Below are 12951 nucleotides of genomic sequence, written 5' to 3' on the forward strand. Positions count from 1 at the left end.
ATGCCCCGGATCAGGGCGATGCCGCGGAGTCGTCCCCGACAACGGCGCGTATGGCCGATACGGACAAGGACACGCCGGGACCACTCCCATCCGTAGCATGCGCCGAGGGCGAGGCCCCGCCTAGCCTGCGGAGGAAACCCGCAAGAGCGTCCAGAACACCCCAGGAGCCCCGCATGAACGCTGTCCCGCAGGAGCGGCGCGTCGTCACCGCCATCCCCGGCCCGAAGTCGCAGGAGCTTCAGGCCCGTCGGCTCGACACCGTCGCCGGTGGCGTGGGCTCCACGCTGCCGGTGTTCACCAAGCGCGCGGGCGGCGGCATCATCGAGGACGTCGACGGGAACCTGCTGATCGACTTCGGTTCCGGCATCGCCGTGACCTCCGTGGGCGCCTCCGCCGAGGCCGTCGTGCGCCGCGCCTCCGCGCAGCTCCAGGACTTCACCCACACCTGCTTCATGGTGACGCCGTACGAGGGCTACGTGGAGGTCTGCGAGGCGCTGGCCGAGCTGACCCCGGGCGACCACGCCAAGAAGTCCGCGCTCTTCAACTCGGGCGCCGAGGCCGTCGAGAACGCCGTCAAGATCGCGCGTTCGTACACCAAGCGCCAGGCCGTCGTCGTCTTCGACCACGGCTACCACGGCCGGACCAACCTCACCATGGCGCTCACCGCCAAGAACATGCCGTACAAGCAGGGCTTCGGTCCGTTCGCGCCCGAGGTGTACCGCGTGCCGGTCGCCTACGGCTACCGCTGGCCGACCGGTGCCGAGAACGCCGGTCCGGAGGCCGCCGCCCAGGCGATCGACCAGATCACCAAGCAGATCGGCGCCGACAACGTCGCCGCGATCATCATCGAGCCGGTCCTCGGCGAGGGCGGCTTCATCGAGCCGGCCAAGGGCTTCCTGCCGGCGATCGTGAAGTTCGCCAACGACAACGGCATCGTCTTCGTCGCCGACGAGATCCAGGCCGGCTTCTGCCGCACCGGCCAGTGGTTCGCCTGTGAGGACGAGGGCATCGTCCCGGACCTCATCACCACCGCCAAGGGCATCGCGGGCGGTCTGCCGCTCGCCGCCGTCACCGGCCGCGCCGAGATCATGGACTCCGTCCACGGCGGCGGTCTGGGCGGCACCTACGGCGGCAACCCGGTGGCCTGCGCCGGTGCGCTCGGCGCCATCGAGACGATGAAGGAGCTGGACCTCAACGGGAAGGCCAAGCGCATCGAGGAGGTCATGAAGGGCCGCCTCACCGCGATGCAGGAGAAGTTCCCGGTCATCGGCGACATCCGCGGCCGCGGCGCCATGATCGCCATCGAGCTCGTCAAGGACCCGGAGACGAAGGAGCCGGCCGCCGAGGCCGCCGCCGCGCTCGCCAAGTACTGCCACAACGAGGGCGTCCTCGTCCTCACCTGCGGCACCTACGGCAACGTGCTGCGCTTCCTCCCGCCGCTGGTCATCGGCGAGGACCTGCTCAACGAGGGCCTGGACGTCATCGAGGCGGCGCTCGCCGCCCTCTGAGCGCCGACCGGGATCCACACGGTGTGAAGACTCTGTGGGGGGCCGATGGCGGGACGCGTTTCCCGCTGTCGGTCCCCCTCTCCGTGCCGTACGGTCTTCTCCAGATGAGAGAAACACCCAGGGCGGAGCCTCCCCAGCCCCGCCCGCACCGTGCCGACGCGCACAGCACCGGGGCCTCGTGCTCCGGTACTCCTCACCGATCGGATGGCCGCCCGCCCCACACCCCCCGGGGCGCGCGGCAGCCCGATCCCCCCGGCCGCCCCGGAACCACCCCCCCTGTTCCAGGGCGGCCGGCTCTCTTCTCGGCGCTCGTCGCCCTCGCCGTCGTGACCTGGCAGGTGCTCGTCCACGGCCCCTTGGCCAGGCTCGACGAGCGGGTGTCCCGCTCCCTGGTGGACACCGTCCCCCGGTGGCTGAGCGAACTCGCCTCCGACCTCGGCAATCTGACGGTCGCCCTGCCCGTGCTCGCCGCCGCGATGGCGTACGCCTTCTTCCGCGGGCGCCGGTGGCAGGCCCTCTTCGCCGGTCTCGCCATGGCCGCCGTGCCGCTCCTGGTCGTACCGCTGAAGGAGTGGACGGCCCGGCCCGGTCCTCTGGAGCCCTGGGCCCAGGGCTACTACCCCTCCGGCCACACCGCCACCGCGATGGTCGCCTACTTCGGCGCCGCCTTCCTCGTCTCGAACCGCCTGATCCCCGTCGCCGCCGTGCTGACGGCGGTGACAGGGACGGGCCTGGTCCTGCGGGGCTTCCACTGGCCGCTGGACGTGCTGGCCTCCGTCGCCCTCTGTCTCCCGCTGCTGTGCTGGCCGGTCCTCGCGGCGCGGTACGGTCGGGGCCGGATCCGGGGAGGGGACGCATGGCGGACGGGAAGCGGCGGTACGCCGTCACGATCGACGGACGGGCCTACGAGCTGAACCCGTCGCCGGGGGAGGTCATCCTCCCGGCCCACGGGTTCAAGATCCATCACTCGCCGGGCTGCGGACACCTGACGGACCCCGACGGCCTCCCGCGCCGCCCCGACCCGGACGGGCTCCTCTGGCGGCGGCTGCTCGACGCCGAGGACCCGGCCGTGTTCGCCGCCTCCGCCGGGCTGGTCAACGGCCGCGGCCGGCCCGTCACCGGCGTCTGCTCCTGCGCGCTGCGCCCGGTCACCGACGGCCACGCCGAGACCCTGCCGTACTGGCCGGTCGACGAGGCCCTGCGGGTCTTCGACGCGGAGCGGTACCGCGCGGCCGTCGAGGCGGCGGACGAGGAGGCCGAGCGGATCCGCACGGAGTTCCCGTGGGAGCGGTGGCCGGACCGCCCGCCCGGACCTGCTGGTCTCCGGCTGCGGCCGGCGGCTCCCGGTGGACGTCAAGTACAAGGCGTACGGGGAGAAGAAGATCGCGCCGCAGGACCTGTACCAGGGGTCCTTCTACGCGCACGCGCTCGGGCTGCGGGCGGACGGGGGGCCGCCCGAGTGCGTCCTGGTCCATCCCGCGCCGGCGGGGGCGGACGGCGCCCGGGTGGCGGTGCGGACGCTGGAGCGGGCGGTCACGGCCCGGATCCGGGCCGTGCCCCTCGACCTGCGCACGGCGCTGGCGGAGCTGGGCGGGCCGGACCCCCGTGCCGTTCCGGCCCGCCTGTTCCGCGAGGTGACGGGGTGACCCGCCGCCTCGCGGCGGTTCGGGTCAGCTCCAGTCGTACGCGTCGAAGTTCCGGCTGAACTCCCAGTTGTTGAAGCGGTCCCAGTTGATCGACCAGGTCATCAGGCCGCGCAGGGACGACCAGGTGCCGTGGGTCTGGTAGGTGCCGCAGTTCTGCTTCTTCGTGAGGCAGTCCAGGGCCTTGTTCACCTCGGTGGGGGTGGTGTGGCCGTTGCCCGCCTGGGTGGAGGCCGGCAGGCCGATGGCGACCTGGTCGGGGCGGAGGCCGGGGAAGAAGCGCTCGGCGTTGCCGGCGACCGGGAAGCCGGTGAGCAGCATGTCGGTCATGGCGATGTGGAAGTCGGCGCCGCCCATGGAGTGGTACTGGTTGTCCAGGCCCATGATCGGGCCGGAGTTGTAGTCCTGGACGTGGAGCAGGGTGAGGTCGTCGCGCAGGGCGTGGATGACCGGGAGGTACGCGCCGGCGCGCGGGTCCTGGCCGCCCCAGGGGCCGGAGCCGTAGAACTGGTAGCCGAGCTGGACGAAGAAGGTCTCGGGGGCCATGGTCAGGACGAACTTCGCGCCGTACTTGGCCTTGAGGGTCTTGACCGCCTGGATCAGGTTGACGATCACCGGTGACGTCGGGCTGCGGAAGTCGGTGTCGCCGTTCTGGAGCGAGAGCGAGTGGCCCTCGAAGTCGATGTCGAGGCCGTCGAGGCCGTACTCGTCGATGATCTTCGAGACGGAGGAGACGAAGGCGTCGCGGGCGGCCGTGGTGGCGAGCTGGACCTGCCCGTTCTGGCCGCCGATGGAGATGAGGACCTTCTTGCCGGCGGCCTGCTTGGCCTTGATGGCGGCCTTGAAGTCGGCCTCGGACTCGACGTTCGGGCACTCGGTCTGCGGGCAGAGCCTGAAGCGGATGTCGCCGGAGGTCACCGAGGTCGGCTCGCCGAAGGCGAGGTTGATGACGTCCCAGGAGTCGGGGACGTCGGCCATCCGGGTGTAGCCGGAGCCGTTGGCGAAGCTGGCGTGGAGGTAGCCGACGAGGGCCCGGGCGGGCAGTTCGCCGCCTCCCCCGCCGCCCCCGGAGGTCGTGGTGGCGGTGACGGCCGCGGACTTCGCGGACTCGCCGGCGCTGTTCACGGCCGAGACCTGGAAGCTGTAGGCGGTGCTCGGGGTCAGGCCGGTGGCGGTGTAGGAGGTGCCCGTGGCCGTGCCGACGGCGGTGCCGCCGCGGTAGATCCGGTACGAGGTGGCTCCCGCGACCGCGGGCCAGCTGAGCGGCACCGAGGTGGAGGTGGGGCTGCCGGCGGTGAGGCCCGTCGGGACGGCGGGGATCTGGACCGGGTCGCCGCCGGGGCCGTACAGCGAGAGGTCGTCGGCCTGATAGGCGGGGGTGCCGTACCAGCCGTGGGTGTAGACCGTGACGGAGGTGGTGTTCGCGCCGGTGGTGAAGGTCTTGGTGAGCTTCTGCCAGTCGGGGGCCGACTGGGTCCAGGCGTACCCGTCGGTGGTGCCGGTGCCGGTGACGCCCAGGTAGACGTAGCTGCCCCGGACCCAGCCGCTCAGCGTGTACGCCGAGTTGGGGCGCACGGTGATGGTCTGGGAGCACTTGGCGTTGTCGCTTCCGGCCGGGGTGGCCTGGAGCGCCTTCGTCCCGCCGTGCACGGGCGAGGTGACGACGGCGCCGCTGCCCGCGGTGCAGCTCCAGCCGTCCAGGCCGGCCTCGAAGCCGCCGTTGCGGGCGAGTTCGGAGTCGGCGGCCCGGGCGACCGGGGAGAGCGCGGCGAGCCCGCCGACGGCGAGCGCGCCCGCGAGGAGCAGGGTGAGGGGTCTGGTGCGGTCCACGACTGCCTCCGGGGGTGGGGGATCGGAGTGGAGCGCGCCACAGCATGGTCCAGACCAATCGAGTGGTCAAGACCTCTGTACGGGACGGGGGTTGGGGCGGGGGCCTCAGGAAGGGCTCCCTCCGGACGGCCGCTCGCGGGCCAGCTCGCCCGCGGCCTCGTGCATGGCCAGTTCCAGCAGCGCGGGGTCGGTGAGGGTGCCCAGGCCGTCCGGCACCACCAGCCAGCGCACTCCCCCGGTGGCCCGCCCCGGGTGCGGGACGACGATCCAGGTGCCGGGGCCGGCGCCGCGCACCCCGGTGCCGAGCCAGCGGGCGGCGGTGCCGGGCGGGACGAAGAAGCCGACGCGGGAGTCGCCGAAGTCGGCGAGGACCGGGCCGGGCCGGTCGACCAGGCGGGTGAGGACGTCGAGGGCGGGGTGGCCGAGTCCGCCCGGCAGGATCAGGACGTCCCACCGCAGGCCGGCGGGGAGCAGGGTGACCCCGTGCGGGTTGCGCTCCCACTCCCAGCGGCAGGCGTCGGGATCCGGTGCGACGGCGGCCAGCCACTCCACCGCGGCCTTGACGCCGGGGGCCCCCGTAGGTGTCATCGTGCGTGCTCCTCTCCGTGCGGGCGCGCGGAGGTGCGCGTCCACACGGAGAGAGCGCGAGGGTTCCCCGCTCTTACGCGGGTTTCCCTACCCCCAGCCTGTGATCTGAATCACAGACCGGGGGGGCGGGGTCAGCTGTCGAAGCCGAGGCCGAGCTTGTCCATCGTCTTCAGCCAGAGGTTCCGCCGGCCGCCGTTGGCGTCGGCGCGGGCCAGCGACCACTTGGTGATCCCGATGCCGGCCCAGGCGATCGGCTCCGGCGGGAACGGCAGCGGCTTGGAGCGGACCATGGCCAGCTCGGTCCGCTCGGTGCGCTCCCCGGCGAGCAGGTCGAGCATCACCTCGGCGCCGAAGCGGGTGGCGCCGACGCCGAGGCCGGTGTAGCCCTGCGCGTACGCCACCTTGCCCTGGTGGGCGGTGCCGAAGAAGGCCGAGAAGCGCGAGCAGGTGTCGATCGCGCCGCCCCAGGCGTGGCTGAAGCGGACCCCCTCCAGCTGCGGGAAGCAGGTGAAGAAGTGCTCGGCCAGCTTGAGGTACGTCTCCGGGCGGTGGTCCATCTCCGCCTGCACCTTGCCGCCGAAGCGGTAGACGGCGTCGTAACCGCCCCACAGGATCCGGTGGTCGGCGGTGATCCGGAAGTAGTGGAACTGGTTGGCGGAGTCACCGAGGCCCTGCCGGTTCCTCCAGCCGATCGAGGCGAGCTGCTCGTCGGTCAGCGGCTCGGTGACCAGCGCGTAGTCGTAGACCGGGACGGTGTACGGGCGCAGCCGCCTGACCAGCGACGGGAAGACGTTGGTGCCGAGGGCGACCCGGCGGGCGGCGACCCGGCCGTACGGGGTGCGCACGGCCATGCCGGCGCCGGCCGACACCAGGTCGAGGCCCGGGGTGTTCTCGAAGATCCGCACGCCGAGGTCGAGGCAGGCCCGCTTGAGGCCCCAGGCGAGCTTCGCCGGGTGGAGCATGGCGACGCCGTCGCGGTCCCACAGGCCGCCGACGAAGGTCGGCGAGTTCACCTCGGCGCGGACGGCGTCCCGGTCGAGGAGGGTGAGGCCCCCGGCGAGGCCGAGCCGGTCGGCCTCCTCGTAGAGCTCGTGGAGCTCCTCCACCTGGTACGCCTCGGTGGCGACGTCGATCTCGCCGGTGCGCTCGAAGTCGCAGTCCAGGGAGTAGCGGGCGACGGCCTCCTCGATGGCGTCGAGGTTGGCCGCGCCGAGCCGTTCCAGCCGCGGCAGCTCCTCCGGCCAGCGGGCCAGACCGTTGCCGAGGCCGTGGGTGAGGGAGGCGGCGCAGAAGCCGCCGTTGCGGCCCGAGGCGGCCCAGCCCGCCTCGCGGCCTTCGATGAGCACGACGTCCCGGGAGGGGTCGCGCTCCTTGGCGAGGAGCGCGGTCCACAGTCCGCTGTAGCCGCCGCCGATCACCAGGAGGTCGCACTTCTCGGTGCCGGTGAGGGCGGGCAGGGCGCCGGGCTTGCCGGGGTCTTCCAGCCAGAAGGGGACGGGCTGGGCGTCGGAGAGAGATTTCGCAGCGAGACGCATGGCGACTGGGGCCATGGTTTCCAACTCCTTCGGTGCCTGAGACGGCCTTCGCTCAGGCTGTTGCTGTTTTCTTGCGCCGGTTCGTGATGATCTGTCCGGCCACGACGATCAGTACCGCGAGGACGAACATCGCGGTGCCGATGACGTTGATCTGAACGGGGGTTCCGCGCTGGGCCGAGCCCCAGACGAACATGGGGAAGGTCACGGTGGAGCCCGCGTTGAAGTTGGTGATGATGAAGTCGTCGAACGAGAGCGCGAAGGCGAGCAGCGCGCCGGCGGCGATGCCGGGCGCGGCGATCGGCAGGGTGACCCGCAGGAAGGTCTGCGCGGGCCCGGCGTAGAGGTCGCGCGCGGCCTCCTCCAGGCGCGGGTCCATGGACATGACCCGGGCCTTGACCGCCGTCACGACGAACGACAGGCAGAACATGATGTGGGCGATGAGGACCGTCCAGAAGCCCAGCTCGATCCCCATGTTGAGGAAGAGGGTGAGCAGCGAGGCGGCCATGACGACCTCGGGCATCGCCATCGGCAGGAAGATCAGCGAGTTGATCGCGCCGCGCGCCCGGAAGCGGTAGCGGACGAGCGCGAAGGCGATCATCGTGCCGAGGACGACGGCGCCGACCGTGGCCCAGGCGGCGAGCTGGAGCGAGAGCGTCAGCGACTCGCACAGGTCGGCGACGCCGCAGGGGTCCTTCCAGGCGTCCAGGGAGAACCGCTGCCAGGAGTAGTTGAAGCGCCCGTTCGGCTTGTTGAACGAGAACACCATGACCACGACGTTCGGCAGGATCATGTACGCGAGCGTCAGCAGGCCCGCGATGACGACGAGGTTCTTGCGCAGCCAGGTCATCAGACGAGGTCCTCCGTTCCGGCCTTGCGGATGTAGACGGTGACCATGAACAGCACGATCGCCATGAGGATGAAGGACAGGGCGGCGGCCGTCGGGTAGTCGAGGACGCGGAGGAACTGCGACTGGATGACGTTGCCGATCATCTTGGTGTCGGTCGAGCCGAGCAGTTCGGCGTTGACGTAGTCGCCGCTCGCCGGGATGAAGGTGAGCAGCGTGCCGGAGACGACGCCGGGCATCGACAGCGGGAAGGTCACCTTGCGGAAGGTGGTGGCCGGGGAGGCGTACAGGTCCTGCGCGGCCTCGTGCAGCCGGCCGTCGATCCGCTCCAGGGAGGTGTAGAGGGGCAGGATCATGAACGGCAGGAAGTTGTACGTGAGGCCGCAGACGACCGCCATCGGGGTGGCGAGCACCCGCTCGCCCTCGGTCCAGCCGAGCCAGCTCGTCACGTCGAGGACGTGCAGCGCGTTGAGCGCGTCCACCACGAGGCTGTCGTCGGCCAGGATCGTCTTCCACGCCAGGGTCCGGATGAGGAAGCTGGTGAAGAAGGGCGCGATCACGAGGACGAGCAGCAGGTTGCGCCAGCGGCCGGCCTTGAAGGCGATGAGGTACGCGAGCGGGTAGCCGAGCAGCAGGCAGAGGAAGGTCGCGGTGCCGGCGTACAGCAGGGAGCGCAGCAGCTGCGGCCAGTACTCGGCGAAGGCGTCGACGTACGTCCGGAAGTGCCAGGTGACCCGGAAGCCCTCTTCGAGGGAGCCGGTCTGCACCGAGGTGGACGCCTGGTAGACGAGCGGCAGGGCGAAGAAGACGAGCAGCCAGAGGATGCCGGGGAGCAGCAGCCAGTAGGGGACGAGCCGCTTGCGGGTCGGAGGCTTGCGCAGCACCGGTTCCTCGACCGGCCCCGGGGCCTCTTTCGTGAGGGTGGCGGTCACGAGGCGTCCTCCACCGTCTCCACGCCCGCGTCGATGTCCTGCGTGGCGTCGAGGCCGAAGGTGTGGGCCGGGTTCCAGTGCAGGACGACCTCGGCGCCGGGGACGAGCCGCGCGTCGCGCTCGATGTTCTGCTCGTAGACCTGGAGCTCCGCCCCGGCCGGCGAGTTCACCACGTACTGGGTGGAGACGCCGATGAAGGAGGAGTCGGCGATCCGGCCGGTGACCCGGTTGCGGCCGTCCGCGATCGTGCCCGCGTCGTCGGCGTGCGCGAGCGAGATCTTCTCGGGGCGGACGCCGACGAGGAGCTTGCCGCCCCGGCGGACGGCGTCCGTACAGCGGTCGCCGGGGACCCGGAGCTTGCCGCCGCCGGCAGTGACGACGACGTCCGCGCCCGTCTCGACGACCTCGGCCTCGATGAGGTTGGAGGTGCCGAGGAAGTTGGCCACGAAGGTGGTCCGCGGGTTCTCGTACAGGTCGGCGGGGGCGCCGAGCTGCTCGACCCGGCCGCCGTTCATGACCGCGACCTGGTCGGCCATGGTCATGGCCTCCTCCTGGTCGTGGGTGACGTGCACGAAGGTGATGCCGACCTCGGTCTGGATCCGCTTGAGCTCCAGCTGCATCTGGCGGCGCAGCTTGAGGTCGAGGGCGCCGAGCGGCTCGTCGAGGAGGAGCACCTGCGGGTGGTTGATGAGGGCGCGGGCCACGGCGACGCGCTGCTGCTGGCCGCCGGAGAGCTGGTGCGGCTTGTGGCGGGCCTTGTCGCCGAGCTGGACGAGCTCCAGCATCTCGTCGACCTGCTTCTTCACCGACTTGATGCCGCGGCGGCGCAGGCCGAAGGCGATGTTCTCGGAGATGTCCATGTGCGGGAAGAGCGCGTAGGACTGGAAGACGGTGTTGACCGGCCGCTTGTAGGGCGGGAGGTCGGTGACGTCGCGGTCGCCGAGGAAGACGGTGCCGGTGGAGGGGTCCTCCAGGCCGGCGATCATGCGCAGGGTGGTGGTCTTGCCGCAGCCGGAGGCGCCGAGCAGGGCGAAGAAGGAGCCCTGCGGCACGGTGAGGTCGAGCGGGTGGACGGCGGTGAAGGCGCCGTAGGTCTTGCTGATCCCGGTGAGTCGGACGTCGCCGCCGGTGGTCTGGTCAGTCATGGGTTGCGGTCCCGGATCTACGTGAAGGGTGGACGACGGCTCAGGCGCCGATGAGCTTGGCGAACTTCTCCTCGTACGCCGTCTCCTCCTCGCTGGTCAGCGAGCGGAAGGCGCGGGACTTCTTGGCCATGGCCTTGTCCGGGAGAATGAGGGTGTTGTCCGCCAGCTCGGGATCGATCTTGGCGAGCTCGTCCTTCACCCCGTCCACGGGGCAGACGTAGTTGATGTAGGCGGCCAGCTGGGCGGCGTTGGGAAGCTCGTAGTAGTAGTCGATGAGCTTCTCGGCGTTGGCCTTGTGGCGGGCCTTCGTCGGGACGAGCAGGTTGTCCGTGGAGGTGATGTACCCGGCGGCCGGGATCGCGTACCGGATGTCCGGGTTGTCCGCCTGGAGCTGGATGACGTCGCCGGCCCAGGCGAGGCAGGCGGCGATGTCGCCCCCGTCCAGGTCGGAGGTGTAGTCGTTGCCGGTGAAGCGGCGGATCTGCTTCTTGTCGACGGCCTTCTGGAGGCGGCCGATCGCCGCGTCGTAGTCGGCGTCGGTGAACGCCCCCGGGTCCTTGCCCATGTCGAGCAGGGTCATGCCGACGGTGTCGCGCATCTCGGTGAGCAGGCCGACCCGGCCCTTGAGGGCGGGGTCGTCGAGGAGCTGGGAGACCGAGTCGACCTTCTTCCCGCCGGTCGCCTTCACGTTGTAGGCGATGACGGTGGAGATGCCGGTCCACGGGTACGAGTAGGCGCGGCCCGGGTCCCAGTCGGGGCGGCGGAACTGGGCGGAGAGGTTCGCGTAGGCGTGGGGGAGGTTGGCCGGGTCGAGCTTCTGCGCCCAGCCGAGCCGGATGATGCGGGCGGCGAGCCAGTCGGTCACGCATATCAGGTCGCGGCCGGTGTCCTGGCCGGCCGCGAGCTGCGGCTTGATCTTGCCGAAGAACTCGACGTTGTCGTTGATGTCCTCGGTGTACTTGACCTTGATCCCGGTGCGTTTCGTGAACGCCTCCAGGGTGGGGCGGGACTTCTCGTCCTCGCTGACGTCCATGTACTCGGTCCAGTTGGAGAAACTGACCGTCTTCTCCTTGGCCGAGAAGTCGGTGGACGCCGGGCCCTGCCCCTCCCGCTTGGCCGGCGGGATGCCGCAGGCGGTCAGACCGGCCAGGCCGCCGACCGTGAGCGCGCCCACGCCGCCGGCCCGCAGCAGCGAGCGGCGGCTGAGGGCACCACGGCCGTTCGTCATGCTGCGCCGGATCGCCGCCAGCTGCGCGGCGGACAGGCGGTCGGGCTCGTACTGCTCCATGCGCTGTGCCCTTTCGGGATGGTTGCGCCGCTGGTCGGGCGGCTGGTGCCACGCGGCGGTAGCCGCATATCGAATGAGTTACCGGTCCCCGAAGATCGTGCGGTGCCAGTCCTTGGCCGCCACCGCCGTGTTGTCGAACATCACGTGCTTGACCTGGGTGTACTCCTCGAAGGAGTAGGCCGACATGTCCTTTCCGTAGCCGGACGCCTTGGCGCCGCCGTGCGGCATCTCGCTGATGATCGGGATGTGGTCGTTGACCCAGACGCAGCCGGCCTTGATCTCGCGGGTGGCCCTGTTCGCCCGGTAGACGTCGCGGCTCCAGGCGGAGGCCGCGAGGCCGTACGGGGTGTCGTTGGCGAGCCGGATGCCCTCGTCGTCGCCGTCGAAGGGCAGGGCCACCAGGACCGGTCCGAAGATCTCCGACTGCACGACCTCGCTGTCCTGCGCGGCGCCGGTGATCAGGGTGGGACGGTAGTATGCGCCGTTCTTGAGCTCTCCACCAGGGGCTTCGCCTCCGGTGACGACGGTCGCGTACCCGCGGGCCCGCTCGACGAAGCCGGCGACGCGGTCGCGCTGGGCGTGCGAGACCAGCGGGCCGAGGTCGGTGGCCGGGTCGAAGGGGTCGCCGAGCCGGACGGTCTCCATCAGTTCGGCCACCCGGGCGACGAAGGCGTCGAAGAGCGGCCGCTGCACGTAGGCGCGGGTGGCGGCGGTGCAGTCCTGGCCGGTGTTGATGAGGGAGGCGGCGACGGCGCCGTGCGCGGCGGCCTCCAGGTCGGCGTCGTCGAAGACGACGAACGGGGCCTTGCCGCCGAGCTCCAGGTGGAGCCGCTTCACGGTGGCGGTGGCGACCTCGGCGACCCGCTTGCCGACCGGGGTGGAGCCGGTGAAGGAGGTCATGGCGACGCCCGGGTGGCCGACCAGGTGCTCGCCGGCCACCCGGCCCGTGCCGGTGACGACGTTGACCACGCCGTCGGGGATGCCCGCCTCCGTCGCCGCCAGGGCGAACATCAGGGAGGTGAGCGGGGTGAGTTCGGCCGGCTTCAGGACGATCGTGTTGCCGGCGGCGATCGCCGGGAGGATCTTCCAGGCGGCCATCTGGAGGGGGTAGTTCCAGGGCGCGATGGAGCCGACCACGCCGATCGGCTCGCGCCGGACGTACGAGGTGTGGTCACCGGAGTACTCGGCGGCGGACTGGCCCTGGAGGTGGCGGGCCGCGCCGGCGAAGAAGGCGGTGTTGTCGATCGTGCCGGGCACGTCGAACTCGGTGGTGAGCCGGATCGGCTTGCCGCACTGGAGGGACTCGACCCGGGCGAAGTCCTCGGCCCGCTCGGCGAGGACCGCGGCGAAGCGGTGCAGGGCGTCGGAACGCTCGCCGGGGGTGGCGCCCGCCCAGCCGGGGAAGGCCGCCTCGGCGGCGGCCACGGCGGCGTCGACGTCCGCGGTGGAGGCGAGCGCGTAGGTGTACACGCTCTCGCCGGTGGCGGGGTCGACGACGCTGTGGGTCTCTCCCGAGGTTCCTGGACGGAGCCTTCCGCCGATGTACTGCGCGCCGTCCGCGAAGCGGTCCGTCACCTGGAAGCGGTTGCCCATGACGCTCTCCGTTGTCCCAGCTCGAATTGAGTGCCGATCCTGACA

At 71.1% G+C, this 12951-nt stretch carries 11 protein-coding genes; 3 read left to right on the plus strand and 8 right to left on the minus strand.

Annotated elements, in window-relative coordinates; translation table 11 throughout:
* The first annotated feature begins 173 nt into the window (after positions 1 to 173).
* The 3 genes from gabT (at position 174) to AB0E83_RS10325 (ending at position 3154) form a co-directional block, all read left to right on the plus strand.
* Positions 174 to 1508, plus strand: coding sequence for a 4-aminobutyrate--2-oxoglutarate transaminase (gene gabT / locus AB0E83_RS10315; protein ID WP_362108619.1), 1335 nt, complete (start codon positions 174 to 176; stop codon positions 1506 to 1508).
* A gap of 104 nt (positions 1509 to 1612) precedes the next feature.
* The gene (locus tag AB0E83_RS10320) at positions 1613 to 2422 is read left to right on the plus strand and encodes a phosphatase PAP2 family protein (RefSeq protein WP_362108621.1); all 810 of its coding nucleotides are present in this window, start codon (positions 1613 to 1615) and stop codon (positions 2420 to 2422) included.
* Between the two features lie 432 nt (positions 2423 to 2854).
* Entirely contained in the window at positions 2855 to 3154 is a 300-nt protein-coding gene (locus tag AB0E83_RS10325; RefSeq protein ID WP_362108623.1) for a hypothetical protein, read from the plus strand.
* 24 nt (positions 3155 to 3178) lie between these two features.
* Here AB0E83_RS10325 and AB0E83_RS10330 read toward each other — a convergent pair whose 3' ends face one another.
* From AB0E83_RS10330 to AB0E83_RS10365, 8 genes are all read right to left on the minus strand, one after another.
* The gene (locus AB0E83_RS10330) at positions 3179 to 4981 is read right to left on the minus strand and encodes a glycoside hydrolase family 18 protein (protein ID WP_362108625.1); all 1803 of its coding nucleotides are present in this window, start codon (positions 4979 to 4981) and stop codon (positions 3179 to 3181) included.
* A gap of 105 nt (positions 4982 to 5086) precedes the next feature.
* Positions 5087 to 5569, minus strand: coding sequence for a hypothetical protein (locus tag AB0E83_RS10335; protein WP_362108627.1), 483 nt, complete (start codon positions 5567 to 5569; stop codon positions 5087 to 5089).
* A gap of 131 nt (positions 5570 to 5700) precedes the next feature.
* The gene (locus AB0E83_RS10340) at positions 5701 to 7119 is read right to left on the minus strand and encodes an FAD-dependent oxidoreductase (RefSeq protein WP_362108629.1); all 1419 of its coding nucleotides are present in this window, start codon (positions 7117 to 7119) and stop codon (positions 5701 to 5703) included.
* A 37-nt stretch (positions 7120 to 7156) separates the two neighbouring features.
* Positions 7157 to 7951 carry an ABC transporter permease gene (locus AB0E83_RS10345; RefSeq protein WP_362108631.1) on the minus strand — a complete coding sequence of 265 codons (795 nt, stop codon included), beginning with the start codon at positions 7949 to 7951 and terminating at the stop codon, positions 7157 to 7159.
* Positions 7951 to 8880, minus strand: a complete 930-nt coding sequence (locus AB0E83_RS10350; RefSeq protein WP_362108633.1) for an ABC transporter permease — start codon at positions 8878 to 8880, stop codon at positions 7951 to 7953. The genes AB0E83_RS10345 and AB0E83_RS10350 overlap by 1 nt, the downstream gene beginning before the upstream one ends.
* Positions 8877 to 10025, minus strand: coding sequence for an ABC transporter ATP-binding protein (locus tag AB0E83_RS10355; protein ID WP_362108635.1), 1149 nt, complete (start codon positions 10023 to 10025; stop codon positions 8877 to 8879). Before AB0E83_RS10355 ends, AB0E83_RS10350 begins: the two co-directional genes overlap by 4 nt.
* Positions 10026 to 10065: 40 nt before the next feature.
* Complete coding sequence (locus AB0E83_RS10360) at positions 10066 to 11313, minus strand: spermidine/putrescine ABC transporter substrate-binding protein (RefSeq protein ID WP_362108637.1); 1248 nt, start codon at positions 11311 to 11313, stop codon at positions 10066 to 10068.
* Between the two features lie 78 nt (positions 11314 to 11391).
* Complete coding sequence (locus AB0E83_RS10365) at positions 11392 to 12906, minus strand: gamma-aminobutyraldehyde dehydrogenase (protein WP_362108639.1); 1515 nt, start codon at positions 12904 to 12906, stop codon at positions 11392 to 11394.
* Positions 12907 to 12951 lie beyond the last annotated feature (45 nt).

This window comes from Streptomyces sp. NPDC035033 (assembly GCF_040636735.1).
Lineage (GTDB): Bacteria > Actinomycetota > Actinomycetes > Streptomycetales > Streptomycetaceae > Streptomyces.

Bases quoted from the DNA above. Each gene is read 5' to 3' on its own strand.
- gabT (WP_362108619.1), top strand. From the start codon at position 174: ATGAACGCTGTCCCGCAGGAGCGGCGCGTCGTCACCGCCATCCCCGGC.
- AB0E83_RS10320 (WP_362108621.1), top strand. From the start codon at position 1,613: ATGAGAGAAACACCCAGGGCGGAGCCTCCCCAGCCCCGCCCGCACCGT.
- AB0E83_RS10335 (WP_362108627.1), bottom strand. From the start codon at position 5,569: ATGACACCTACGGGGGCCCCCGGCGTCAAGGCCGCGGTGGAGTGGCTG.
- AB0E83_RS10340 (WP_362108629.1), bottom strand. From the start codon at position 7,119: ATGGCCCCAGTCGCCATGCGTCTCGCTGCGAAATCTCTCTCCGACGCC.
- AB0E83_RS10345 (WP_362108631.1), bottom strand. From the start codon at position 7,951: ATGACCTGGCTGCGCAAGAACCTCGTCGTCATCGCGGGCCTGCTGACG.
- AB0E83_RS10355 (WP_362108635.1), bottom strand. From the start codon at position 10,025: ATGACTGACCAGACCACCGGCGGCGACGTCCGACTCACCGGGATCAGC.
- AB0E83_RS10360 (WP_362108637.1), bottom strand. From the start codon at position 11,313: ATGGAGCAGTACGAGCCCGACCGCCTGTCCGCCGCGCAGCTGGCGGCG.
- AB0E83_RS10365 (WP_362108639.1), bottom strand. From the start codon at position 12,906: ATGGGCAACCGCTTCCAGGTGACGGACCGCTTCGCGGACGGCGCGCAG.